This window comes from Reticulibacter mediterranei (assembly GCF_016587455.1).
Window position 1 is genome coordinate 5,152,458 of the sequence record NZ_BNJK01000001.1, and the last position, 25,079, is coordinate 5,177,536.

Below are 25,079 nucleotides of genomic sequence, written 5' to 3' on the forward strand. Positions count from 1 at the left end.
TGAAGGAGCGACGGCGGGCGCAATCAATTGCCGCCCCTACCTTTCACACAATGAATTACGTCTTTCGCCCCTGCCAGACCGTTGTGGGAAACGAGGAAGAGAGGCAATTGATTGCCCGATCTGGTAGGGGCGGCAATTGATTGCGCTCGCCGGGTTGGGCCGCACGATCTTGCTCCTCATGATCATCACAATCAGATACACTCTCGTCGTTTGTCTGCAATGAGCAAATTAGAGTTCCCACACTTTTGCATTGCGGAACTGTACGGTGGTTGGATGCCCTGCATCGATCACAAAGACGCCGATAGTGCCGCTGCTGGAGGAAGAATCGTGGCAATACATGACAAGTTGCTTGTTTACATACAGGTAAAGATCGCTCCCCTTTGCCACTGCCGTTAACAGGTTCCACTGATTGAGGCCGGTATGAACCGCCCTCACCGGTCTAGTATAGTGAATGTTTTCAGGTGGAGCACCTGCCAGATCGTAGTAGCCGCTGGCATCGACGCGAAAGCGATATTCCGCGTTGGCATTAGAGCGGAAGACCAGGCCGCCACCATCGCCAGCGATTACAGACATCTCAACCTGATAGGCAATGTTACTGAAGTTTGTAGCTAGCGCCATACACGAGCCAAAATATGGTGCGTTTGATAGCGAAGCCTGATAGACTCCGCCCGTAAAGTTGCAGCCATCTTTAGGATTCTGGCTGTCGGTGAGTCCGGTTTGCCATTGATTCTCACTCTCCCCTATCAATGGATCGTCAAGCACGGGCACCCCGCGAGTCGCCTGCGTATATATCTGCTGTTGAGCGGTCGCGGTCAGCGTCGGAGCTGGCACTGTAGGCTTGGCCCACCATGCCAGATAGCTGCCAGACATCAAGGAATAATGAGCCAGGACACCTACGACAACCGAAAGCAGAAGCTGCGTCAGGAGCAACGGAACCAACCATCTGGAGCGAAGCGAGAGCTTAGGCGTTGCCGCGGGCGCTTGCGAGCTCTCTGTACCTCCTCTGGCAGGTGATGGTCGCGGTTTGGTAGGCAGATCAGCCGCCAGAACTGGCATTAACGTCTCCGTCCTCTGTGCTTTTCTGAGCGACATATCTGGTAGTGTCTGTTTTTGTGCTGCTGGTTCTTCCAAGAATTGTTGCTTCTCTTTAGGCTCTCCTGGACCGTTCAGGCCTTCTAGCTCAAGCGGGGAGAGCATATGGCGATAGCTAACCGATGCTTTTGGCTCGAAAGGGAAAACCAGACTGCCCTCTTGTGAAGGCTCGGAGCGGGTAATGGAAGTATGAGGATATGTCGTGCTACTGCCTGAGCGAGGTTGTGGGTAAGAGCGTGTAGCGGATATGTTCTCATCTTGTATAGAAATTGCTTGCAGAGCTTTGACTAGTTGAGCAATGCTCTCATAACGTGCCATCGGCTCGTGGGCCAGCGCTTTGAGCAGCACCGCATCGAACGACTCCGGTACATATGGAGCCAGACGAGAAGGTGCAAGCGGTGGATTAGACGAAGCAGCGGGGAGTGTGCCCGTGAGTAATTCATAGAGAAGGCAACCAAGCGAGAACTGATCGCTTTTTCGACTCACCAGACTCATAAGCAGTTCTGGTGCCCGGTATGCTGTGGCTTGAGACAGAGGAGGATCGTCGTAGACGCTCTCATCGATGAGGGACGCGAGTCCGAAATCAGCAAGTTGCACCGTCTCGTCGTCCACGAAAAGCACGTTGTCCGGCGTGAGATTGCTGTGCAGGACATCGTTGGTGTGACAGTAATTGAGCGCCTGCCCGATCTGAATCCCCAGTCGCAGCGTGTGGGCCACCGAGAAGCGGGAGGGTGAGAGCGTGCGCAAGTGGTCACGTAGCGAGCCACGAGGAAGATAGGGGCCGACAACAAACGGCTGCCGCTGCTCGATATCGGCATCGAGCACGGGCAGCAGATAGGGATGGGTTAGTTGTTGCAGATGAGCTGCATCACGCAAAAAGTCTCTCGCTTCATAGCCAGGCCCCAGACATGAAGCGTGAAAGACCTTGATCACCACCTCGCGCTCTGGTTGACCAGTAGGAGAAGCGAGATAGGTATTACTTAAAGGCGACTTCCCAATTTGCGTCACCAGGGAATAAGCAGCGAACTTCATAGATAATGTGTGTGATCCAGGATACTTTAAACGATAGAGAAATCGCGTCTTTGCTCTTCTGGAGGGCATATACAATGCTGTTAATACCAACTATAACACAAAAGGGGACAGATGGGCCAGAAGATAGGCAAGAAGTTCTAAGTTCATAGTCGATAAGGGATAAAAACAGAAGACGGTGAGGGATAAACATCCTCTGCGTATATATGAGAGGGTAGAGAAACGTCCAGCCATGAACAGATCAGCGGAAGCCAGGTGGCGACTCCTCGCTGTGGTAGAATGAAACTGCTGAAATAGTTTCCTGGATGGAGCAGGAATTGAGCAATGTTAGGAGGAGTCGTTCATGGCACCGACCACGCGGCTGCTGCTGGTGCGGCATGGTGAGACGCTGGCGAATCGTGATTTTCGCTATATTGGAAATCGCGACGATATGTTGACAGAGCAGGGATGCTCCCAGGCTGAAGCGCTGGCCGAAGCGCTCTCGATCTTGCCGGTTGCCGCAGTCTATAGCAGTCCTCGCCAGCGCACACATGATACGGCCCAACCAATTGCTGAGCGCCATCACCTGCCAGTGCAGATATTATCTGAATTAGTGGAGGGCAGTTTTGGGGCATGGGAGGGCTTGAGCCGTGCCGAGGTGCTGGCACTTGGGGTCGAAGATGAGCGTCTCTTACGCGCCTGGGAAGCTGATCCTGAGATGGCACCGCCCGGTGGAGAAAGCTTTGCAGCCATCCAGAGACGCGTGCTTGCAGCGGTGGAGCGGCTCGCACAGGTACATCCCGATCAAACGATTGTGCTGGTCTCACATGTTGGGCCAATCAAAGTGCTTCTTTGTTCCGCGCTGGGTACATCGCTTAGCTCGCTCTTCCAGATCTTTCTCGATCCCGCCACAATCAGTGTTGTCGATTGGCGACAGCCGCACCCCACTGTCCGCCTGCTCAACAGCCATGCACATTTAGGCTGGTCGCACGCGCGGTGGATGCAATAATTACAACTGTTTACCCTCTTTTTCAGGGATTTACTGGTCAGAAACCCTCTTTTTTTCCTAGTTTTGCCAGAAAAGTAGGGCAATATCCAATAAAATAGGGTATAATCTAGAGAGCGATCTCTGGTGCTTGTTTGTCCCTTGTTTCTTGTGTATCTGTAATACAACGTCGAACTGACCGCCTTTACACAAGAAAATGGAGTGAGATCTCTTCGGAGGGGACTATACGTTCTATACAGCTAACTCTTCTATGACCTGGAACTGTGATCTTCTCATTCGATAAGGAGAATGCATAACACACATCCTGACCTGTATCGGGGAAAACAGGTTACTTGACATGATGCTATAGACAGGATGGGCTATCATGTGATAATTTGGCACATCTCAACGTTTCTATGAAAGTGTATGAATATTTAGTCCCAGGTATACTTGAAAATGCAGTTTTTATACCCTTTGCAAGGTATACTTCTGATAATGTCAAAAAAATAGAGCAGAACGTTGTTTTTATGAGGAGTGCTTGATGAGGTCGAGTGTTCTTGATCCCAATCGTTCGACGCAGGTGCGCCAGCCCCGGCGAAGTCCGCATCAGGATGCAGCATATCATTCACAGCCATTGTCATATAAGACGCCGCCTCATCCACCCTCGAAGCAACAACAGCCCTTTCGTCTTGTTCTTTTCCTGCAAAAATATACCCCTGCCGAAGGTTGGTCTGCTCTGGTAATGCTGGCTATTGCGCTCTATTGCGTAGCCTATTCGATTATTGCCGCAAATTGGGTGAAGCATAGCTCGTTGCTGCTCTGGAGTCCGGTGATTGGTCTGCTGATCGGTCTGGCAATTGCGAAAGTGCCGCGTATTCCTCAACCTATGTTGCATCTGGCGGCCTGTGTAGTCGGGCAAATTCTAGCGATCTGGGCAACCAGCGCTCTCGCCTATCACGTCTCCTGGTCGCTCGTGCTGGTGAGCTTACGAGCCGCGCTAACCGGCGGCATAGCAGCGAGTAATATTCCTACGACCGAGATTCTCTTCTTCTTTTACCTCTCCTTCCTCACCTACTTTCTAGGGTATTTTGGCAGCTGGCTTGTCTATCGCGCTCGCCTGCCCTGGCTGGTGGCTCTGGTCTACTGCTCCATTCTGCTGGTCAATTTGAACTACGTGAAGCAGGAAATCACTGCAACGGTCCTGACCGTGTTGCTGGTTGGTTCGCTTGGCATGTTGATTGCGCGTATCCAGCTTGTGAATCAGGTCTATCAATGGACGCGCGAGGGCTTGCATACGGATCGTCCCTGGCTTCGGACTATTACCCGCCGTTGCATGACTGGCGCAAGCCTTTTGATGGTGATAACGCTGCTCGGCAGCTCCCTGCTCCCTGTCTTCGATCAGGCCTCGTCGGGCAAGTCGTTCTGGGATAATTTGAACAACGCCTGGACCAATGTGGTGAATGGACAGGTCTCGCTCTCTAATCCAAAGAGCCTGTTTAAGCCCTATCAGACACCCACCAACTTTTTTGGCGATCAGCTGGCGATCAGCGGTAGCGTTAATCTGCCGATGGGCGAGGTACTGAGCTACGCCAGCTCTGGCGGCCCACAATATTTGCAGGGCTTCACCTACAATCTGTATGATGGTCATACCTGGACAACTACATTAAATTCTACCAATGGACGCAATTTCGCTGCCAATAAAGACTTGCCGCTTGATACACAGGCAAAGGGTGGGGTCGAGATTGCGCTGAATGTAACGCTCAAAGTGCCGCCTGAAAGCACGAAAAACTATATCTATGGTCCCGCGCAGCCCAGACGGTTTGATAAGCCGGTCATGATCTATAGCGATGGAACGGTCGGCACCTGGATGCAGACCTCGCCGTTGACGAAGAATGAGCGTTATCAGGTCACTTCGGTTGTTCCCGGTGCCAATTTAATCAAAAATCTGGTCGATGTGCCTTTGCCTCAACATGACGATCAGGGCGTGTGGCGCAACGACAACTACTTTGCCGATCAATCTCAGTATTATCTCAAAGTGCCCCGTACGCTCTCGCCTAACGTCCTGACGCAGGCGAAGCGCTGGACCGAGGGGGCCAACGATACCTACACATTGCTGAAGCTGTTGCAGCAACACCTGGGGGATCAGAACACATTCTCCTATTCCGTAAACAATGCGCCGATCCCGAAAAACGTCGATGTGGTGGATTGGCTGTTGCAGACGAAAGTGGGCTATTGCACCTACTACGCAAGTGCAATGGCTGTGATGGCGCGCCTGTTTGGAATCCCAACGCGCATTGCCAATGGTTTCACGCAAGGACATTACGATAAGATGCGCAACCTGTGGGTTGTTGAAGGGAGCGACGCGCATAGCTGGGTACAGGCATACTTCCCCGGCTACGGCTGGATCGATTTTGATCCCACACCCGGCTTCTCGCCAAATCCGCCACCAACGCCATCAATAACGCCAACTGCCGCCCCGACAAAGGCGGCAACGAAAACAACGGCGACGCCACAGCCAGTGCCCTCGCCAACAAAAGCTGCCCAGAGCACGCCGCCACCTGTCCCACACGTTCCGCCTACTACACCTGGAGCAGGTAATTCGGCAATGATCAGTCAGGTTCTGCTGATGTGGGGGGCGATGATTTTGCTGGTGATCTCGTTGATGGTCTTTCTGTCTGCGCTTGCAACCTACTGGTGGCGCAACCTCTTCCCGGGCAGTACGCTGGTTGCCGGAATGTTCTGGCGTCTCTGCTGGATTGCCAGTCGAGCGGGATTGGGTCCGAACAAGTGGCAAACTCCATACGAATATAGCAGCATGTTGAGCCAGCATCTCGGCCAGCAGCCCACGCAGCTCTGGCAACTCACAGAACTGTTCGTACGTGATCGTTGGGGACTGCCTCGTCACGCTCCACGCAAGGTGGAAGAAGAGGTTGTCGCGCAACAGCTCTGGCCTTCTTTGCGGAACATGTTCTTGCAACTGCTGGTAAAAAAGAAGAAGTAAGGCATTTGTTACAATGTTTCGCTTTTTTCGTTCTTTAAATATGGAAATAAGAGGATAATTGCTCCCGCTAATCGTCGTTGTTGTGTGATGTGGAAGAAGAGGGGTGAGGATGAAAGAACTGCTTCCCGAGCCGCTGCTTGAATGCAAGTATGGATGGGGCCAGCACTTGCGCCTGTATCCAGAATATCTCGATCTGGACGGCTCATTGTACCCATTGAATGATCTGCTATGTGTATCCCCGGTGTACCAGCAATTTTTGGGCATCGCTTCGGCCCGGTTGGAAATTGCTTTTCAGCGTAAGACACTCGTTGTACGTGGTATTGCTGAAGTTGATGTTGCTCGCAAAATTGTTGAGTATCTGATGCAGCAACTCACTTACCTGTTGCTCAAGGACGAGAGCGATGGGGCTTCATCAGAGATGGTTGCCGTACAGCATCCACCTGCTACTACTGCTAGCTGGCCAGCCTATTTTTCTGGCGATCTATCTATACCTCTGTCATCTTCGCCGCTGGTTTTGCCCGCTTGCTATCCTCCCTGTACGGAGGAGCGTGTGTTGCGTGAGCGAGCTTCTGCAACCACGTTGCCCATCGAGACACCATACTGGCAACGCGTCCATCAGGAGCAGCGACAGCGGCGTTTCAAGCGCTTGCAGACCGAACGATCCTTGCGGGAACATGGATTCGACGTTGAGAAGCTGGCACAGGATCTTCAGCAGGGATTGATTTTTCCTATCCAGGTTTCGGTCCATCTCTTCGCGGGCGAATATGCATATTACTGCACCGAAGCTACACGGAGCGGTGAGTTGTTGAGCAGCGGCGAACAATTGAGGCGGAAGGGTGATGATTATGGCGCGTTGATTTTTACCAATGAGCGCATGATCTATCTGGGACGACGGGGGCAGATCATCCTGGGTTATGCACACCTGCTCTACGTTTCGCGGATGCGTCGGGCCGTCGCGTTTATGGCCGAACACTGGAAGGAACGCGAAGTTTTTGAGGTGCCGCGCCCGCTGGAATGTACGATGTACCTGGAATATCTGTTGCAAGCATTCCAGAAAACGCGTTCCAGGCGCGTGGATGATGCAGTGCTAAGCAGTCATTATATGATTCAAACATGTCCGACTTCAGAGGGAGCCGAACAGCATCTACCTGTTGAGGAGATTGATACGGTGCAGTTTGTACACGATGAACAGGACATACTGGAGTGCCAGAAAACTGGCTATGAGGGTGGAAGATGATAGATGCACTTATGGCTGTATGGAACCGGCGTCATCGCGGACACAGCATCAAAGTGATTCTTGCGTTACTGTTGATAGCAATCAGCATAGCTTTCGTGTTCACGACTTTGGGTATGAACACGAATAATTCGGTTGCCGATCACGTGACGAGCACGCCACGTTCCAATGGAGTAACAGCGACGGCCACCACACCTGCTGCCGCTGCCACTACTAAAAATGGGGAGGTGGTTAGTATTAAAACCGTCACGCCGACTGTTGTGCTTAAAAAGAAGCCGATGACGCAGCCGTGTGTGGCGAAAACGGCGAAGTGGTCGGTTGGTCCGTTCAATGGCGTTTCAGGGAGCAAGAGGCATAATGCAACGCCAACGGCTCACCCGCAGCCCTCGCCTACGCCTGCTGTTTCGCCCACTATTGAGCCAACAATCACTCCAACCGATGTGGCAGTTGAGCCGACAGCGACCGAGGAGGATACACCAACGCCCGAGCCAACGGAAACAATAACTCCCGTCATGTCGCCAGCTCCTGTATCCACGCTGCCTCCTGAAAGAACGGTGATTGTGCTGATTACTCCAACGGTAGCAGCAATAGAGACGAGTACGTCAGAGGCAACAGCCATCAGTGACGATGGAACGGTCACTTCAACGCCAGATCTCGATGATGAAAAAGCATCACTTGCCGCTCAGGTGGTCCATAAACCTGCTGAGAAACTCGGAACCGTGACGATCGCGAGGGGGAGTGCAAACTGTTTGCGGAATAGCGTTGATAGGCCATTTGATGGAATGCAAGGTCTGGCAGTCAATCTCGCAATAATGCTGGGCAGCGTTCTCCCCGGTATTTTGCTGTTTTATGGGGCGCTCTGCGCTGTGTATATGCTCAGGCAGAGAAACGCGAGAGAGAAGCGGCAGAATGTGAAATGGGAATAAAAATGAAGAAAGAGAGCGAGGCCTGGCCTCGCTCTCTGGTTGCTATTCCCATTGTAAGGTTGCAGCGGATTGGTACTCGGTTACGCGTGTCTCGAAGAAGTTCTTTTCTTTGCTCAGATCCATCGTCTCGCTCATCCAGGGGAAAGGATGGGGTGTACGATAGAGAACTGGTAGCCCGATGCGCTCCAGGCGACGATCCGCGATGTGACCCACATAATCGCGGAAGGCCGCAGCGTTCAGCCCAAGAATGCCCTGTGGCAGACAATCTTCGGCATAGGCAATCTCCAGCTCGACCGCCTCTTTGATCAGCCCGATAATATATTGCTCAAATTCGGGCGTCCACAGTTCAGGATTTTCGGCCTTGATCCCATTGATGAGATCGATGCCGAAATTGAGGTGAATGCTTTCGTCGCGCAAGATATATTGAAACTGCTCACCAATGCCCGTCATCAGGTTGCGACGATGGAACGAGAGCATCATCACGAAGCCGCTATAGAAGAAGATGCCTTCCATAATGATGTAGTAGCCGATCAGGTTCGCCAGCAGCTTCTGTGCTCCCTCGAATGATTCGGTCGAGAAATCGGGGTCGAGCAGCGCCTCGGTCAGCTTCATCTCGAATTCGTCTTTGCGCGCGATGGCGGGGATAGAGTGATACATCGTGAAGACTTCGCGCTCGTCGAGGCCCAGGCTCTCCACGATGTAGAGAAAGGTGTGGGTATGCACCGCTTCCTCGAACGCCTGGCGCAGCAGGTATTGGCGGCACTCGGCGTTGGTGATATGTTTGAAGATCGCCAGCACCAGATTGTTCCCAACAAGGCTCTCAGCGGTGGCGAAGAAGCCCAGATTGCGCATAATTACCAGCCGCTCCGCCTGACTCAAGCGCGAGGAGCGCCAGATCTCAATATCGCGCGTCATCGGCACCTCAGTTGGCATCCAGTGGTTGGCGCACCCGTTGAGATAATGCTCCCAGGCCCAGCGATACTTGAGCGGCATCAACTGATTGACATCGACGGCTGAGCCGTTAATCAACCTCTTGCGCGATGCGAGCGAATCTTGGTTGGACTGTATATCGTCAAATGAAATACTCATGGAAGAAAAAACCTCTTAAATTGATGAAATATATCTCTTGTCGTAATCCTCTGTCAAACGTCAATCAACCCATTGGAAAGACAGCTATATATGGTAGGGGCGATGGCTTGTCCTCGCCCTCCCCAGGCGCGGTGATGGGGCCACATCGGGCGAGGACAAGCCATCGCCCCTACCATATATAGTCACATCCCAGAGGACTACGAAAACTGGTTTTTTACTGGCAAGCCTCGCAGTCGCCATCGAGGGAACAAACGGCAGGAGCGTCGCGCTCAACTTGAATAGCGCTGGAAGGGCTGCTATTCTTCATCCAGCGTGGTTGAATGCCCCATTTATTGATGTCAACGGTGGACTTTTCCACCTGAGTTGCGGCCAGCGAGCGCAGATAATAGGTCGTTTTGAGACCCTTACGCCATGCCTGCATATACGTTTCGTGGAGCTTTTTGCCGCTGGGATTGAAGAGGTAAAGGTTGAGTGACTGCCCCATATCGATCCACTTCTGGCGGCGGCTAGCGCATTCTATCAACCAGACTGGCTCGATATCGAAGGCGGTAAGGTAGCGCTGTTTGATCTGATCCGGGATGAAGCCGAGTTCCTGCAAGGAGCCGTCGAAGTATTTGAGCGCCTCCACCGCGTCCGCATTCCACAAGCCAAGCTGTTTGAGATCGTTGACGAGGAACTCGTTGATTGTGGTGAACTCGCCGGACAGGTTGCTTTTCACATACAGGTTCTTGTACGTCGGCTCAATCGACTGGCTGACCCCAACAATTGATGAGATCGTAGCGGTGGGAGCGATTGCCATCACGTTGCTATTGCGCATCCCGTGCTTCTTCACGGCCTCGCGAACCGGCGTCCAGTCCATGCTTGTTGTGCGATCCATCTCGATTGGCTCGCCGCGATCCTCTTCGAGCAGGGCGATGCTATCAATGGGCAGAATGCCGCGCTGCCATTTGGAACCCTGATAACTGGAATAGGTGCCGCGCTCCTCCGCCAGCCGGGTTGAGGCCAGAATAGCGTAGTAGGAGATGTTCTCCATGCTACGGTCAGCAAACTCTACCGCTTCCTGGCTTGCATAGCTAATGCCCAGCTTATGCAGCGCATCCTGGAAGGCCATCAAACCAAGTCCGACGGGGCGATGGCGCGAATTGGCCTGCTGCGCCTCTTTCGTCGGATAGTAATTGATATCAATTACGTTGTCCAGCATGCGCACGGCGATCTGGACCGTTTTCTGGAGCCGTTCCTGGTCAAGAGCGCCGTCGTGAATATGCGCGGCCAGATTGATCGAACCCAGGTTACAAACAGCGGTCTCATCAGCGGAGGTGTTGAGGAGAATCTCGGTGCAGAGATTGCTGCTGTGTACAACGCCCACGTGGTTCTGGGGCGAGCGCAGGTTCGAGGGATCTTTCCATGTGATCCAGGGGTGGCCGGTTTCAAAGAGGCGGGTAAGCATCTTGCGCCAGAGTTCGAGTGCTGATACCCGCTTGAAGTTGCTCAGCTTACCATCGGTGGCCTGCTGCTCATATTCACGGTAGCGCTTTGCGAACGCCTGACCATAGAGATCGTGCAGATCGTTGGCCTCGTCGGGACTGAAGAGCGTCCACTGTTCGTTCTGCTGCACGCGCTGCATAAACAGATCGGAGATCCAGCAGGCTGTGTTCATATCGTGGGTGCGGCGGCGATCATCGCCCGTATTTTTGCGCAGGTCGAGAAACTCTTCGATGTCCAGGTGCCAGTTTTCCAGATAGGCGCAGACGGCCCCTTTGCGCTTGCCACCCTGATTGACGGCTACGGCGGTATCGTTGGCGACTTTGAGGAAGGGGATGATGCCCTGGCTGGTACCATTAGTGCCGCGAATATGTGCTCCCAGCGCGCGCACGTTGGTCCAGTCGTTGCCCAGGCCGCCTGCCCATTTGGAGAGCAGCGCATTATCTTGAATGCACTTGAAGATATGTTGCAGATCATCGTCAATAGTGGTGAGATAGCACGATGAGAGCTGTGGATGGCTGGTTCCCGCGTTGAAGAGCGTCGGCGTAGCAGGTGTGAAATAAAATTGTGAAATTAGCTCGTAGAATTCGATGGCGCGGTCTTCTTTTGCCTCTTCTAGCAAGGCCACGCCCATTGCCACGCGCATCCAGAGCAGTTGGGGCAGTTCAAAGCGGCGTCCCTGGTATTGCAATAAATAGCGGTCATAGAGGATTTGCAGGCCAGGGTAGGCGAAGAGTAGGTCGCGCTCGGGGTGCAGAGCCGCAGCAAGCCGGGTGAGATCGAAGCTTTGCATACGGTCGTCGAGCAGCCCAGTGGCGACGCCATGACGCACAAATTCTGGGAAATAGTCGCGATATCTCTGTGCGCTTTCGGCGAGATTGACGCGGGTTGTGGCGGTTGTCGCAAAGGTTTCGTTGTAGAGCGAGAGCAGAAGGATGCGGGCAGTTACAAAGGTATAAGCAGGCTCAGTTTCGATCAGGGAGCGTGTCGCCATAATCAGTGCGTGCCACAACTCCTCATCGGCAATGCCTGCATAGATGGTCGAGCGTACAGCGGCGAGCAGGCGTTGGCTGCTGACGGCAGGCTCAAATCCCTGACAAACCTCTTCCAGAATAGCCTGAAGAACGCCTGGATCAAACATTCCAGTTGGTTCCTGTGTTGTGCTATAATGGCTAGCGGATTGCCCGGAAGCATCTTGCAGAAGGATCGCCTGGTTTTGAGTGGAACGCTCCTGCCGTTTTATCATACGAAATCACTCCTTTTGTCAATATACAATATATACACAATAAAAGCCCTATTTGCCTTTAGGAAGGGTAAAATCTCAAATGTGGTTGGAGTCGTTTCTTAATCTCCGTCACTTAGTATACTCGCATTGGCCCCCAAAAACAAGCCCTTTAGCACAACATCTTGTGTTCTTTACATTTTAAACACAAGATGTTGATATGACAAGCGCACTCTGGCGAAATTTTGTTCTTCTTTTTGCTCTGCGATCATGACGGCAATCCGGGCAGGAGTCAGGTCACAGGCAGATCGAGAGCACGCATTCAGGCATAGCGTTCTACCTGCCCACCTCGTTGCTCAAACTCCTGGATCACTGACGAATTCCACCTGTCGTGAAGCCAACTCGACGGCAGTCTGAGATGTTGCAGCTCTGGTAGAGCATACAAAACCTCTAGATGTGAGATACGTTTGCTATGAGGAAGCGTTAAGCTGGTGAGCTTCTCGAGTGCAGAGAGCGCGGCAAGGTTGTTCAGTTGCTCGCAACCGCTCAGATTGAGGCTGGTCAGATTGGTCAATCTGGCAAGTGGCGAGAAATCGGTGATGATGTTGCAACCATAGAGGCTCAGATTGGTCAGCTTGCTCAACAAGTGGAGCGGAGCCAGATCGACCAGCGATTGGCACCAGTCAAGATTCAAGCTGACCAGTTCGCTTAGTGACGAGAGGGGAGTCAGGTCTGTAATGGAACCACAATCGTTGAGATTTAACCATTTGAGGGCGCGTAACGACGAGAGTGGGGTGAGATCCCAAATGCAGCAGAGGCCGCTAAGATCCAGCCATGTGAGCGTATGGACCGATGAAAGAGGCGTGAGATCGGTAATCAGCGAGCAGCCAGTTGCATTGAGTTCTGTAAGTGAGCGGAGCGACGCGAGCGGTGCGAGATCGCATACCTGCTGACAGCCGGCCATATTTAGTATGCGTAGCTTCTGCAAGGAGGAGAGCGGCGTAAGATCTTTGAGTGCCAGACACTTATAGAAATTAAGCATTTCCAGTTGTTGCAACGCCGCCAATGGTGAGAAATCCCTGATGCCATGACAGCCTATCAGGTCGAGCGAGACCAGTTGTTTGAGCGAGGCCAGCGCTGTTATATCTTCTATTCGTCGGCATAATCCTAGATGGAGAGCGGTCAATGTATGCAATGAGGCGAGAGGATCAATATTGTTCAGATTGTCACAATTCCAGAGCATGAGTGAAGTAAGACAGGTAAAAGAGCAAAGAGACGACAGGTCATACAGTCGTCTGGCATTGCTTACGTAAAGAGAGACAAGTGTGTTATTTGCGGCCAGTGGTTCCAGCGTTTCCAGCGTCTCAAAGCGATGAATCTCCAGATGGGTGAGCGATTTGAGAGTTGGCAGGATCGGAAATTGTTGGGCCTGTGAATCTTCGTTGTGTCCATTCTCCAGTATCAATTCTTGTAGGCTGGGCAAAATAGAGAGTGGAGATAGATCGTGCAAACGCGGACATGAGCTAATGACAAGACGAACTAGATGAGGAAGTGCTGAAAGGCGAGAAATATCGGTTAACGCTTCACAGGACAATAAAGTAAGTTCATGTAGATATGGGAGAGTAGAGAGAGACGGAAGATGTGTTAATGTTTTGCACATATAAAGAGTAAGTTCCCGCACATGCGGAAGCGTTGGAAGCGAGGTAAGATCACTGCCCCGATAGTTATGGAACTGTAATGTCGTCAGTCCTGGTAAATGTTTTAGTGGAGCCAGCGACTTCCCGGCGAAAGATGAGATGCGCAGCCGTCCGTTATAGCCTGGAACGTAAGCCAGTGCCTCAATACCTTCCAACGAGCGAGCATGAGTGATCGACAAGACATACTCATTATCGTCTTTTTCTAGTTCGACCCAGGGCTGCGTGTTGCGGCCCATTTCATATTCCTCCTGAATGAGCGGGCGTGTGTCTTCGAGATACGTTTCCAGCATTTGTTGCGCCGTTGGAGTTTGAATTAAAGCCAGAGCGCGCATGCAGGCTAGCGTCGATTTGATGTTGCGTTTGGGATCATATGCTAAAACAGGGAGGGCCGCCGCGCCAATCGCTGCTATATATTGTGCTTCTGCAACTGTACGCGGAGACTGTAGAGGATTTGCTCTATTTCCTAACATACGCAAATGCATCTCCAATCCAGATAGATTTTCACTAGATATTCTACTTTCTGATTCACATAAAAAGTATGGAATACTTCACAGTTCTAGTGTGATCCTGACCTCTTCCTGATCGTTCAGCTCTTTTTGCTCTGAAGAGAGAGTCGAAAAATGATTTTGTAAGCGTTTAATGGGTGTATTTGCGTAGCCGTTTTTGAATCCTGTGTATAGGAGCGATCATCAATGAATACGAATCAGGGATGTGTGAGCAGCGTTGTAGGATGGGGTATTAGCGCGGTCCTTATGGGGGCTATTGGTGGTTTTGTGGGGTATATTGTGACGGTGGCACATAGTGCCATTGTGGGCGCTCTGCTTGGCGTGCTGGGGGGCGAGGTTTGTCTGGCGCTTCTATTTGTGCTGGTGCAATTTATTGGTTGGGATGGTATCTCTGCGATAGGGGAAGGGTGTGCTTGCTGTGGCGAGATCCTCTCTATTTTTGGCACATTTGCCTTTGTACTCCTGGGATCTGGCATCGGTTTCCTGCTCTGGCACAACACATGGTTGGGGATGCTTGCGGGAGGAAGTTGTGCGCTCTCCATCTCCATCGTTTGTCTCGTGCTATTGCGTGCCTGGCAGCAGGAGATATGGATGGCACTACGAATGACCCCTATAACAGCATAAATTTGGGGAACACTTGCATCAATTCATGCCCTCATACTATACTCCTCATATGCACTATTTAGGGAACATATCTGGGGAATGAGCTATGCCAAAGGCTGCTACTTGTGTGTTGGTCTGGTCTGTTGAGCACAAGAGTTATGAACTGCATGAGCAGGGATGCAGAGAGACTGCTCTCCTGTCAGGGGATGACGAGTGCTGGCAACGCTGGCTGGTAACTCACACATCCTTTTCTTTCCAGGGAAGAAGCGGCCAGATCAATCTCTTGAAAGAGACTCGTAAGAATAAAGGTGAAGGGTACTGGTATGCTTATCGGCGTCACGGGAAGCGCGTTATCAAACGCTATGTGGGGCGCAGTGTCGATCTGTCTCTTGCACGCTTAGAAACTATTGCGCAAGCCTGCAACGACGGAATTGTGCCAGATGATGTTCAATCGCAGCAGAGACCATTGTTAGCACCTAAACTGCGTTTGCCACATCTGCATAGTTCACTCATCAGACGTTCGCGATTGCTGGCAAAGTTGGATGCTGGATTGGATAACAAACTGCTTCTGCTCAGCGCCCCGGCTGGCTCTGGCAAGACCACGCTAGTACGTCAATGGGTGGAGGAGTACCTTCAGCAGGAAGATCAATTGCAGGTGGCCTGGGTCTCGTTGGATGCAGGTGACAATGATCCGGTGCGCTTCTGGCGCTACGTTTTCACTGCTTGTGAGATCATACATGAGGCGATCAGCAAGCAGGCTCTCACTCTGTTGACTCCGCTACCACAACCGACCCTGTCGTCAGTACTGGAAATAGCACTGACCACGTTTCTCAATGCGTTAACCCACGCTGCAACTCCTGGCATCTTGATACTGGAAGATTACCATGTCATCACCTCATCACGGGTTCACGAAACAGTCGCGTTTTTGCTCGATCATCTGCCTCCGACCTTCCACCTGCTCATCATTTCACGCCATGATCCTCCGCTCCCTCTGGCGCGACTGCTGGCAAGCGGTGATCTCTGCTCTGTGCAGGCCGCTGATTTACGTTTCTCGCAGGAGGAGACCGCTCTCTTTTTCCAGCAAGCGCTTGTCCGTTCGCTCTCGCCCCAGATGTTCAGCCATATCGAAGCGCGTCTGCAAGGCTGGGCCGCTGGTCTGCGTCTGTTTGCTTTGCTGTTACAGGATCAGGTAGGAGATGCATTGCCAGGCGCGCTTACTGTCAATCCGCGCTCGATTCTGGACTATTTTGTCAGCGAAGTACTGCACGTTCAACCACAACCATTGCAACACTTCCTTCTTCAGACAAGCGTACTGAGCCGCTTGACTGGCTCGCTCTGCGATGCGGTGACGGAGAGGCGGGACAGCGCAGTTCTGTTGGATGCGCTGGAACATGGTAATCTCTTTTTGGAGCTACTGGATGGACCTGGACAATGGTATCGTTATCACGCGCTCTTCGCCGAAGCAATGCAACTTGAGGCGCAACAGCGCCTCGGCAAAACCCGTCTCCAGGAGGTATCGCGCCGCGCGAGTAGCTGGTATGAACAGCATGGCATGCTGGCAGAAGCTATTGAAGCGGCTTTCCAGGCAGCAGATGAGACGCGGGCCGCTGATCTGATCGAGCGTTTCATCGATGCGCAGATCTTTCATCTCATCCCAGAGATGCAAACGTTACGGCACTGGCTGGAGCAGATATCGATGGACGTGATGCAACAACACCCGATGCTGTGTTTGAGCTATGCCGTTGTGCTGCTGTGGAGCGTGTATCCCGATCTACAACCTCCTGCGACGTTGCTTGCGCAAGGAGAAGCTTTGTTACGTCTGGCGGAAGCAAGTTGGTGTGCCGAAGGAAATAGCGGCGGAGTGGCCCAGATCAACTCTTTCCGCTCTGTTATTGCGATGCAACAGGGAAAAGAAGATCTGGCGGTGTCGTATGCGAGCAGCGCGCTCGCTGGATTATCCAACAAGGATCAGGCGTGGCGCGGTATCTGCTTGAATATTGTCGGTGGGGGAGAACTGCTCGCTGGCCGTTTGTATATGGCGCGTCAGAGGCTCCTGGAGGCGCGGGAGCTATGGCAGCAGACGTGCCATATCCATGCGATCCGCAGCAACATGCTGGGGCTGGGAGCTGTTTGTTTGGAGTTGGGAGAACTACATCTGGCCGCTGAATATCTACGACAGGTGCTTACGGAGGCCAGAGAGGTTGGTGATCGCGATGATATTGCGCCTGCTCTGCTTGCTCTGGCGCAACTCTTCTATGAATGGAACGACCTGAGTGCGGCTGAGCAAGCGGCTGATGAGGCCCATACTATCGGATCGCACTTGCGCAACCAGACATATCAGGTGCAGGCCATGCTGCTGCTTGTACGCATCTGGCATGTGCAGGGACAAAGTGTGCGCGCTCAACAACGACTTGCCGCTCTGCTTGCTCAGCTGTTGCCAGAGCGCGAACCGCGCCTCTATCATGCCGTGCTGACCTGTCAGGCCCGATTGTTGCTCATGCAGGAAGAGTTTGCCGCAGCTCAACGATGTGTGACAGTTCTTGAACAGCTAAACCAGGATGAGCCGGAGCGAGAACGGGTCGCGTTGCTTGCCGCACGTTTGTTACTGACAGGTGAAAAGGCACAGGAGGCTTTAGAGATCCTCTCACCTGTCGTGGCATCTGCAAACGAAAATGGACGCATATGCACGCTGCTGGAAGCACAACTGCTCATGATGTGCGCATATACAGGCTTGAAGCAGGCAGGAGTTGCCAGAAGGATACTGCAAGCGATACTGCCAGTTGCCCGGCGCGAAGGGTATCTACGCCTCTTTTTGGATGAAGGGGATGTTCTGGCTATTCTGTTGCGCTCACATGTGGCTCATCTGCGTGGGAAATCTCATCCCTATCTACAAAAACTGCTCTCCGCTTTTGCGCCAGGCGGTGAGGGCGCTTCTTTGTTGCCTCAGCCACTCTCTGCACAGGAGCAACGAGTCCTACGCCTGCTTGTGGAGGGTCGCACCAATCAGGAGATTGCGCTAGAGCTAGTCGTCTCTATCAATACGGTGAAGGCGCACGTGAAAAATTTGTATCGCAAGCTTAACGTGAGCCATCGTCTGGAGGCCAGCGTTGTTGCTCAACGTTTGCATCTGCTCTAATCTCGCCTGATAATCCCCATCTGCCAGCATATCCCGCTGGAATAGAGAAAACGCTAGCATTGGGTAAGATAAGTAAATTTGCTCATGAAAACGGTAAGATGATATTATAACATTGGGTGAAGAAATCTTCATGAGAAAGTGAGCAAGAAACATATGGCTGAGTCAGCTGCGATACTTGATATAGAGAAGCGGGTTGAGCATGGATATGCTGAAAATGATGGCGTCAAGATTCATTACGCCAGCCTGGGCAGAGGACCATTGATTGTCATGATTCACGGCTTCCCTGACTTCTGGTATACCTGGCGGCATCAAATGGCGATCTTATCAGAGCAGTTCCAGACTGTTGCCATCGATCAGCGCGGCTATAACTTGAGCGACAGGCCGCAAGGGGGCGAAAACTATCGGATGCGGCATCTTGTAAGCGATGTGGCGGCGGTGATTCGTCATCTGGGGAGGGAGCAGGCAATCATCATGGGTCACGATTGGGGTGGAGCCGTCGCGTGGCAGTTTGCGACGCACCTCCCGGCCCAGACGGAGAAGTTGATTGTTCTCAATTTGCCACATTTGCGCAATCTGTCAAGAGAACTGGCGCGTAATCCCCAGCAGCAGCAGAATAGTCAGTATGCACGTAATTTCCAGCAGGAGGGTGCACATCTCCAACTGACGCCGGAGAAGCTCAGCCAGTGGGTGACAGATCCACTGGCCAGGGAGCGCTATATCGAGGCGTTTCGGCGTTCAGATTTTGAGGCCATGCTGCACTACTACAAGCAGAATTACCCGCGCCCACCGTATGAGGAAAGTTCGTCGCTGGTAGTCAAGGTTCAAGCCTCTGTGCTGCAAATTCATGGCCTGGAAGACAAGGCGCTGCTGCCTGGCGCGCTCAACGATACCTGGGAATGGTTGGAGCAAGATTACACGCTTGTTACTATTCCTCATGCCGGCCATTTTGTGCAACAGGATGCCGCCGATCTTGTCACACGTACAATACGAAGCTGGTTAACGCGATAGGTGTTTGTATTGCATGGATTAAATCTGAGTGGAATGGCCCATGTTCGTAGGTGTGTGAGGGACAGGCTTATACAAAGGCAAAGTAGAAAGGGGAATGGATTGGGCGGAGGAGGCGGGATTCGAACCCGCGAGGGCTATTCACCCTACACGATTTCCAGTCGTGCTCACTAGACCACTATGAGACTCCTCCAGGATGGGCGGAGAGGGCGGGATTCGAACCCGCGAGGGCTTGCACCCTACCGCTTTTCGAGAGCGGCACATTCGACCACTCTGACACCTCTCCGCGAAGCAGTATAACATATCTGTTGTGATGTGACAAGCATTATTTTTGCAGGGTTTTGTGCAAGCGAAGGGAGCGAACAATCAGTTGGTAGCTGTGACCTCTTTGATAAATGCAGCATACCAGCGCCCGCTCTCTTTGATGATGCGCCGCTGAGTGATGTAATCGACATAGATCAGGCCAAAGCGTTTACTGTAGCCATCCGTCCACTCGAAATTGTCCAGCAGGGACCAGACAAAATAGCCGCTGATCGGCACCCCCTGCTTCAGCACCGTCTCAAGTTCCAGCAGATGTTCGTGCAAGTAGCGAACGCGGCGCTTATCTGGCACATGTCCTCTGCCGTCCCAGCTATCCTCAAAAGCTGCCCCGTTTTCCGTAATTAGGATCGCTGAGGGAGCATAGTCGCGCTGCACCCGTAGCAGCATATCGGACAAACCCTGGGGATAGATCTCCCATGCCATCTGTGTATAAGATGCTTCCGGGACCGGCACAACCGGCTCATAGTGCTGTGTGCGTAGCGGCGTGCGGATCAGCGAGCGCGAATAGTAGTTCACGCCCAGAAAATCCAGCGGCGTTGCAATGATCTGCATATCTATATTTTTAATAGCAGGCGGAGCTACTCCCAGATTATTGAAGAGTTGCTCCGGGTAGGTGCCGCGAAAGAGAGGATCGAGGAACCAGCGATTGTGCAGGACATCCAGTTGCTCAACCCCTTGCTGCGTTGCCTCGCTCTCGTCAGCAGCGTAGATGGGCGTAAGGTTGAGCGTAATACCGATGTGTGCTTCGGTTTGAGCATGAGCACGAATCCGCTCAGTTGCCAGCCCATGTGACAGTAGAATGTGATGACTTGCAAGGACGGCGGACGAAAAATCCCGTATACCAGGCGCATGTGTCCCGATACCATAGCCGAGATAGGCGCTACACCAGGGTTCGTTATGTGTCACCCACCAGGAAACACGATCTCCCAACTTTCGGGCCATAAGTTCGGCGTAATCGGCAAAGGCGTAGGCCGTCTCGCGCGTCAGCCATCCTCCTTGCTCATGCAGTGCCAGAGGAAGATCCCAATGATAGAGCGTGGCGACAGGGCAGATATCGTGAGCCAGCAGTGCATCAACCAGCCGATCATAGAAGTCAAGCCCGCATGCATTGATCGGTCCGTTTCCCTGTGGCAAGATGCGTGGCCAGGACACCGAGAAACGATAAGCTTTCAACTGTAGCTCTTTCATCAGCGCAACATCATCGAGCATCCAATGATAATGATCTGCGGCGACATCGCCCGTTTCGCCGTGCCAGGTGGTGCCCGGTTCCCTGACGAACGTATCCCAGATGGAGGGACCACGACCACCTTCTCGTACGGCTCCTTCGGTCTGGTACGCGGAGGTGGCCGCGCCCCAGAGGAAATCGGGCGGGAAGGCATGAGGGGAAGAGAGCTTGCGGCGAGAGGGACTGCCAGCCAGTTGTACAGCCGAGAGATCAGGCGCGAAGCTGTGAACATCCATAATATGCAGGATGCGCTCGCGTGTTTGTGGATCTACATCAGGTTTGTGATTCAACACACGCGAGACCGTTGCTATCGAAACCCCGGCAAGTTGAGCAATGTCGCGGATCGTAAATTTTCTGGTCATACCATTTATCGTGCCTTTACAAAAGGCTATGCTTCCTAGCAGACTCACCACAAGAATTAATGTCTGCATTATAACTTGTAGAGATCACTTTCTCAACTGCCGCGTCCATTATCTGGAGAGCTACATCTCGTTGATTTCCCCCTGTTCATAGAGCCAGCGTACAAAATGCATGCGCAGATCCTCGGAGATGCGCTGTTGCATTTCACTATTTTCGTAAAGATGTGCGCGTAAATGCATAAGTTGCACAGCTTCCTCCCAGTAGAAGCCGGTATCCATCAACAGACGCAGCATTTCATGTTCGCTTGCAGAGGAGGGAGAGGCGACGTGGGCCTCGGAGGATTGGTGGGGATAATGATAGTCAGCAGAACTTTCCATAAAAGGGAATTGCCAGTTTTCCATTTTTATTTGCTCCTTTGAGTTTCAATAGGAGACCATATTCAAATCATGAAACATGAGACGCATACCGTTTTCCATATCATGGCCTGGTGCATAAGCTCTTCCTGGAAGAAAGCTTCTAGCATTTGTATCGGCAAAAGATAGACTGGCGTATAGCGATGAGGTGAAGAAAGCATTTAAGGACTTCTGCATAGGGGACTGAGGACTTGAGTAAATAGTGCTTTGCCGGCTGGCGCTCTACACTTTCATATGTGCAATTCGGAGAGAGCATTTGGGAAGTTGGCTTTTGGAAAGCTTGAAAGGAGTCGTGTATGGGGGCGTCGGCAACGGTAAGCGATATCTGGACCGAGTTCATCGAAACGCGACGTTCAGAGTTGCGTAACGAATTAATTACTGCATATGCACCTCTCGCTCGCTTTGTTGTCGGGAGACTGGGGATACCACCAACCAGCCTGTTGGATACGGAAGATTTAATCAGTTATGGCATGATCGGGCTAATCAACGCCATTGACCGCTTTGACCCGGAGCGAGGTGTCCGTTTTGAGGCATTTGCCACGCCTCGTATTCGCGGAGCCGTCATCGATCAATTGCGCCAGCTGAACTGGTTGCCGCGTGCGGCTGTAGCGAGAATACGACAGGTTGAGTGTACGTTAGCAAGTCTTGAACAGATGTTTGGTAGACCTGCTACTGAAGAGGAGGCAGCAGGAGCAATGGGCGTATCGTCGGAGCGATATCGCCAGATGTTGCAGGAGATGAGCGCTACGATCCTCTCGCTGGATGCGCCTTTGGGATCGTTGATGCAAGAGGATGAGTTGACCTCGCTGAGCGATTTGTTGGAAGACGTAGATGCGTTGGGACCAGCAGAGCAGGTAGAGCAGAGAGAATTGAGGGGAATTCTCACGCAGGCTATTGAGCGTTTGCCCGAGCGGGAACAGTTGTTGCTTTCCTTATACTACAAAGAGGAACTGACTATGAAGGAAATCAGCAAAGTTATGGGCGTCTCTGAATCGCGCGTCTGCCAATTGCGTATGCAAGCAATCATGCGCCTGCGTGTTGCGCTCTATACCTATCAGTCGGGAGAAGAGCGACCCAATGCAATCAACGAAATTGGGGAGAAATATCGATCACAAGCGGGTAAGAAGGGCGAGAATCCGAAGGCGATTGTCGGGAGAAGCTCCAGGCAGCGTGGTTTGTAATGTCTCCAATTTTGCTGAGGTGACGTTGAACTATAGGAGAAGCTACGTCGTGTACACTACTGAAGCGATGTTGAACGACCGATGATAGAGGTATAGAGTGATACGTTGGGAGGGGACGACGCGTAAGATGAGCATACTCTGTATTTTCGTGTTGGGAGGGACATCATGAAAGTAGGTACTGTGGGTACGCACCTGCATATTGTGCGCGCGAAAAGGACGGTTGATACCGGGAAAAGATGTGCGGACGAGCACCCAATTACAATTGAAGAGGGAGCAACGATCCGGGCAGAGAAGCAAGCGCTCATCAGACGAGGTATGCGTGCCGCACAAAGATGGCCGCAAGAGCGTAATGCACGAGTAGAAGCACTACGATCTCTGGTGCAAAGTGGTCATTACCGAATTGATAGCAAAGCTATCGCGGAATGTCTGTTAAATAACGAAACGCATTTCGTATAGGCGTGCTTAATTTTGACTTACGAGGTATACTTAGTATACCCACTATATGGTGCGAACAGCGTCTAAATTAAGAGGTGCCATAGCCCGTAAGGGCATGGTTGGCGAACCCGTTTTGCCCTTATTGTGGATATTGCTTCTCGCACCCGTATATCGCGCCCTCGGGGCATCTGAATAGTGAAAGAGATTATAGTAGTAGCTCTACGTTCGACACTCAATCTTCTTTTGCGGTCACGCTGAAAGAAGCGCCCATGAGGGCGTTTGTCGCAGCGCAGGGACGCTTAGAACATGCTTCTGATGAAGGGAGCCTTGCATGCTTGTATTGCGACGGAAAGTTGGTGAAAGTATAGTGCTTGCTGGGGTTATCCACATTTCAGTGTTGGCTGTTGAAGGTGAGCGCGTCAAGATAGGTATCAGCGCCCCTCCAGATGTATCGATTGTGCGTGAAGAACTTTTGCGCACAACGACCACCAACACGCCCAACCAGAGTACCCCGGTACAACAGCGATAAGAACCAGCAGCCATACAATGTGAGAAGGTGGACGACACGTGTATGTGTGCGGCACGTGTCTACACGTTCTTTTAGTTCAGGAAAGGTGGGTTTTGGCAGCGTTTATACAATGTTCCTGGTTGATATGGAAATGAGGGATGCTGTAGCTAACAGGCATCCCTCATTTCTTGCTGTTCAATATGAGATCGTAGCGATTATTCCGCTTTTGCTTCCTCTACGCGATGTCCGTTTGCATGTTCCTGCACCGTATTTTCGGCTGTTCGGGGCGTAGCTTCTTGCCGAATAAAGGCTTCGGTGAGTTCGCGGGCCTCATCGTCGGGATGCTGAACTGGAGGCGACTTCATCAGATACGAGCTTGGCCCTTCCAGCGTTCCACTTATGCCGCGATCAAGGGCGAGTTTGACCATACGGACCGCATCGATCACGACGCCAGCTGAGTTGGGGGAGTCCCAGACTTCTAGCTTAAGTTCGACGTTCAGCGGGACATCGCCAAAGGTGCGCCCTTCCAGGCGAATGTAGGCCCATTTGCGGTCGCTCAGCCAGGCCACGTAGTCAGAGGGACCGATGTGGACGTTATCCTCGCCCAGATCATAATCAAGCTGGCTGGTGACAGCGTTTGTCTTGCTGATCTTTTTGGATTCGAGCCGGTCGCGCTCCAGCATATTGTAAAAGTCGGTATTGCCACCAACGTTCAGTTGCATCGTGCGTTCCAGCTTGACGCCACGCTCGCGGAACAGGCGTGCCAGCTTGCGATGAACAATCGTGGCACCAACCTGGCTTTTAATGTCGTCTCCAATCATAGGCAGGCCGGCCTCTTTAAAGCGATTTTGCCAGTACTGTTCGCGTGCGATGAATACAGGAATGCAATTGACAAAGCCGATGCCAGCTTGTAGTACCTGCTCAACGTACCATTTTGTCGCTGTTTCGGAGCCAACTGGCAGGTAGTTAATCAATACATCAGTTCCAGTATCCTTGAGGATGTTGACGACATCTGAAGTCTGACTGGGAGCTTTTTTGATGATTTTGGAGAGGTATTTGCCCAGGCCATCATGGGTCATACCACGATAGACTTTGGCGTTGAGCTTAGGAACATCAGAGAAACGATACGTATTGTTGGGTGCTGCATAGATAGCTTCGCTGATATCTTTGTTGACTTTATTGCTATCGATATCGAATGCCGCCGAAAATTCGATGTCGTTGATATGATAGCCACCCAGGTTGACATGCATCAGGCCAGGCACAAAATCTTCCGGGCTGGCATTGCGGTAATAGTGTACACCCTGTACCAGAGAACTTGCACAGTTCCCTACACCAATAATACCCACACGCACTTTCTTACCCATTGTTTGTTACTCCTCTTCAGGTCTATCTGTGTGATGCAAAGGCATCACACCTATCTTTAAGTACAGGTCTGATTGATACTGTACCTACTATACCTTTGTTGATCGCATCATTGCTATGGAATTTCTTACACATCTTCTGTGAAATACTAAACCCTTCGCCCATTCGATGATAGCATTAAGAATTTCACCTGTTTATAGAATATCGACACTCTCATCAGGAAATCTCATAATCTTCTGCTTTGTAACCGCTATTATTGCTTAATCAATGAAAAGCTGTTCATTCGTA

The 25,079-nt window shown here is 52.0% G+C and carries 17 protein-coding genes, 2 tRNA genes and 1 pseudogene; 10 read left to right on the top strand and 10 right to left on the bottom strand.

The genetic code is table 11. The features are described from left to right. Positions 1 to 55: 55 nt before the first annotated feature. On the bottom strand, positions 56 to 220 hold the full coding sequence (locus K3T83_RS22190; RefSeq protein WP_220205119.1) for a hypothetical protein: 165 nt from the start codon (positions 218 to 220) through the stop codon (positions 56 to 58). A gap of 8 nt (positions 221 to 228) precedes the next feature. Beyond that, a complete protein-coding gene (locus K3T83_RS22195) occupies positions 229 to 2,124 on the bottom strand; it encodes a serine/threonine protein kinase (protein ID WP_220205120.1) in 1,896 nt (631 codons plus the stop codon). 340 nt (positions 2,125 to 2,464) lie between these two features. Here K3T83_RS22195 and K3T83_RS22200 point away from each other — a divergent pair, with 340 nt between their 5' ends. The 4 genes from K3T83_RS22200 to K3T83_RS22215 all read left to right on the top strand — a co-directional run bounded on the left by K3T83_RS22200 (position 2,465) and on the right by K3T83_RS22215 (position 8,246). After that, positions 2,465 to 3,109, top strand: a complete 645-nt coding sequence (locus K3T83_RS22200; protein WP_220205121.1) for a histidine phosphatase family protein — start codon at positions 2,465 to 2,467, stop codon at positions 3,107 to 3,109. A 517-nt stretch (positions 3,110 to 3,626) separates the two neighbouring features. Then, positions 3,627 to 6,086 carry a transglutaminase TgpA family protein gene (locus K3T83_RS22205; protein ID WP_220205122.1) on the top strand — a complete coding sequence of 820 codons (2,460 nt, stop codon included), beginning with the start codon at positions 3,627 to 3,629 and terminating at the stop codon, positions 6,084 to 6,086. A 109-nt stretch (positions 6,087 to 6,195) separates the two neighbouring features. Further along, on the top strand, positions 6,196 to 7,323 hold the full coding sequence (locus tag K3T83_RS22210) for a hypothetical protein (RefSeq protein WP_220205123.1): 1,128 nt from the start codon (positions 6,196 to 6,198) through the stop codon (positions 7,321 to 7,323). Then, entirely contained in the window at positions 7,320 to 8,246 is a 927-nt protein-coding gene (locus K3T83_RS22215; protein ID WP_220205124.1) for a hypothetical protein, read from the top strand. Before K3T83_RS22210 ends, K3T83_RS22215 begins: the two co-directional genes overlap by 4 nt. A gap of 42 nt (positions 8,247 to 8,288) precedes the next feature. Here K3T83_RS22215 and K3T83_RS22220 read toward each other — a convergent pair whose 3' ends face one another. From K3T83_RS22220 to K3T83_RS22230, 3 genes and pseudogenes are all read right to left on the bottom strand, one after another. Continuing rightward, the gene (locus K3T83_RS22220) at positions 8,289 to 9,335 is read right to left on the bottom strand and encodes a ribonucleotide-diphosphate reductase subunit beta (RefSeq protein WP_220205125.1); all 1,047 of its coding nucleotides are present in this window, start codon (positions 9,333 to 9,335) and stop codon (positions 8,289 to 8,291) included. A gap of 214 nt (positions 9,336 to 9,549) precedes the next feature. Next, positions 9,550 to 12,045 (bottom strand): annotated as a pseudogene (locus tag K3T83_RS22225) (ribonucleoside-diphosphate reductase subunit alpha); the annotation flags it as partial. 316 nt (positions 12,046 to 12,361) lie between these two features. Next, complete coding sequence (locus K3T83_RS22230; RefSeq protein ID WP_220205127.1) at positions 12,362 to 14,206, bottom strand: leucine-rich repeat protein; 1,845 nt, start codon at positions 14,204 to 14,206, stop codon at positions 12,362 to 12,364. 222 nt (positions 14,207 to 14,428) lie between these two features. On the opposite strand from K3T83_RS22230, the gene K3T83_RS22235 reads away from it, so the two are divergent. The 3 genes from K3T83_RS22235 to K3T83_RS22245 all read left to right on the top strand — a co-directional run bounded on the left by K3T83_RS22235 (position 14,429) and on the right by K3T83_RS22245 (position 18,989). Further along, on the top strand, positions 14,429 to 14,866 hold the full coding sequence (locus K3T83_RS22235) for a hypothetical protein (RefSeq protein WP_220205128.1): 438 nt from the start codon (positions 14,429 to 14,431) through the stop codon (positions 14,864 to 14,866). Between the two features lie 85 nt (positions 14,867 to 14,951). Continuing rightward, positions 14,952 to 17,981: a winged helix-turn-helix domain-containing protein gene (locus K3T83_RS22240; protein ID WP_220205129.1), complete on the top strand. Its 3,030-nt coding sequence runs from the start codon at positions 14,952 to 14,954 to the stop codon at positions 17,979 to 17,981. 153 nt (positions 17,982 to 18,134) lie between these two features. Further along, positions 18,135 to 18,989, top strand: a complete 855-nt coding sequence (locus K3T83_RS22245; protein ID WP_220205130.1) for an alpha/beta fold hydrolase — start codon at positions 18,135 to 18,137, stop codon at positions 18,987 to 18,989. A gap of 104 nt (positions 18,990 to 19,093) precedes the next feature. On the opposite strand, the gene K3T83_RS22250 is transcribed toward K3T83_RS22245, so the two are convergent. From K3T83_RS22250 to K3T83_RS22270, 4 genes are all read right to left on the bottom strand, one after another. Beyond that, a tRNA-Ser gene (locus K3T83_RS22250) sits at positions 19,094 to 19,179 on the bottom strand. A gap of 8 nt (positions 19,180 to 19,187) precedes the next feature. Next, a tRNA-Ser gene (locus K3T83_RS22255) sits at positions 19,188 to 19,272 on the bottom strand. Between the two features lie 80 nt (positions 19,273 to 19,352). Continuing rightward, on the bottom strand, positions 19,353 to 20,894 hold the full coding sequence (locus K3T83_RS22260; RefSeq protein WP_236064956.1) for a GH1 family beta-glucosidase: 1,542 nt from the start codon (positions 20,892 to 20,894) through the stop codon (positions 19,353 to 19,355). Between the two features lie 120 nt (positions 20,895 to 21,014). Continuing rightward, positions 21,015 to 21,293 carry a hypothetical protein gene (locus tag K3T83_RS22270; RefSeq protein WP_220205131.1) on the bottom strand — a complete coding sequence of 93 codons (279 nt, stop codon included), beginning with the start codon at positions 21,291 to 21,293 and terminating at the stop codon, positions 21,015 to 21,017. A 308-nt stretch (positions 21,294 to 21,601) separates the two neighbouring features. Here K3T83_RS22270 and K3T83_RS22275 point away from each other — a divergent pair, with 308 nt between their 5' ends. From K3T83_RS22275 to K3T83_RS22285, 3 genes are all read left to right on the top strand, one after another. Then, positions 21,602 to 22,486: a sigma-70 family RNA polymerase sigma factor gene (locus tag K3T83_RS22275; RefSeq protein ID WP_220205132.1), complete on the top strand. Its 885-nt coding sequence runs from the start codon at positions 21,602 to 21,604 to the stop codon at positions 22,484 to 22,486. Positions 22,487 to 22,651: 165 nt separating this feature from the next. Further along, positions 22,652 to 22,942: a flagellar biosynthesis anti-sigma factor FlgM gene (locus K3T83_RS22280; protein WP_220205133.1), complete on the top strand. Its 291-nt coding sequence runs from the start codon at positions 22,652 to 22,654 to the stop codon at positions 22,940 to 22,942. A gap of 310 nt (positions 22,943 to 23,252) precedes the next feature. Further along, positions 23,253 to 23,450, top strand: coding sequence for a carbon storage regulator (locus tag K3T83_RS22285; protein WP_220205134.1), 198 nt, complete (start codon positions 23,253 to 23,255; stop codon positions 23,448 to 23,450). A 194-nt stretch (positions 23,451 to 23,644) separates the two neighbouring features. On the opposite strand, the gene K3T83_RS22290 is transcribed toward K3T83_RS22285, so the two are convergent. Continuing rightward, the gene (locus K3T83_RS22290; RefSeq protein WP_220205135.1) at positions 23,645 to 24,793 is read right to left on the bottom strand and encodes an inositol-3-phosphate synthase; all 1,149 of its coding nucleotides are present in this window, start codon (positions 24,791 to 24,793) and stop codon (positions 23,645 to 23,647) included. Positions 24,794 to 25,079: the final 286 nt, after the last annotated feature.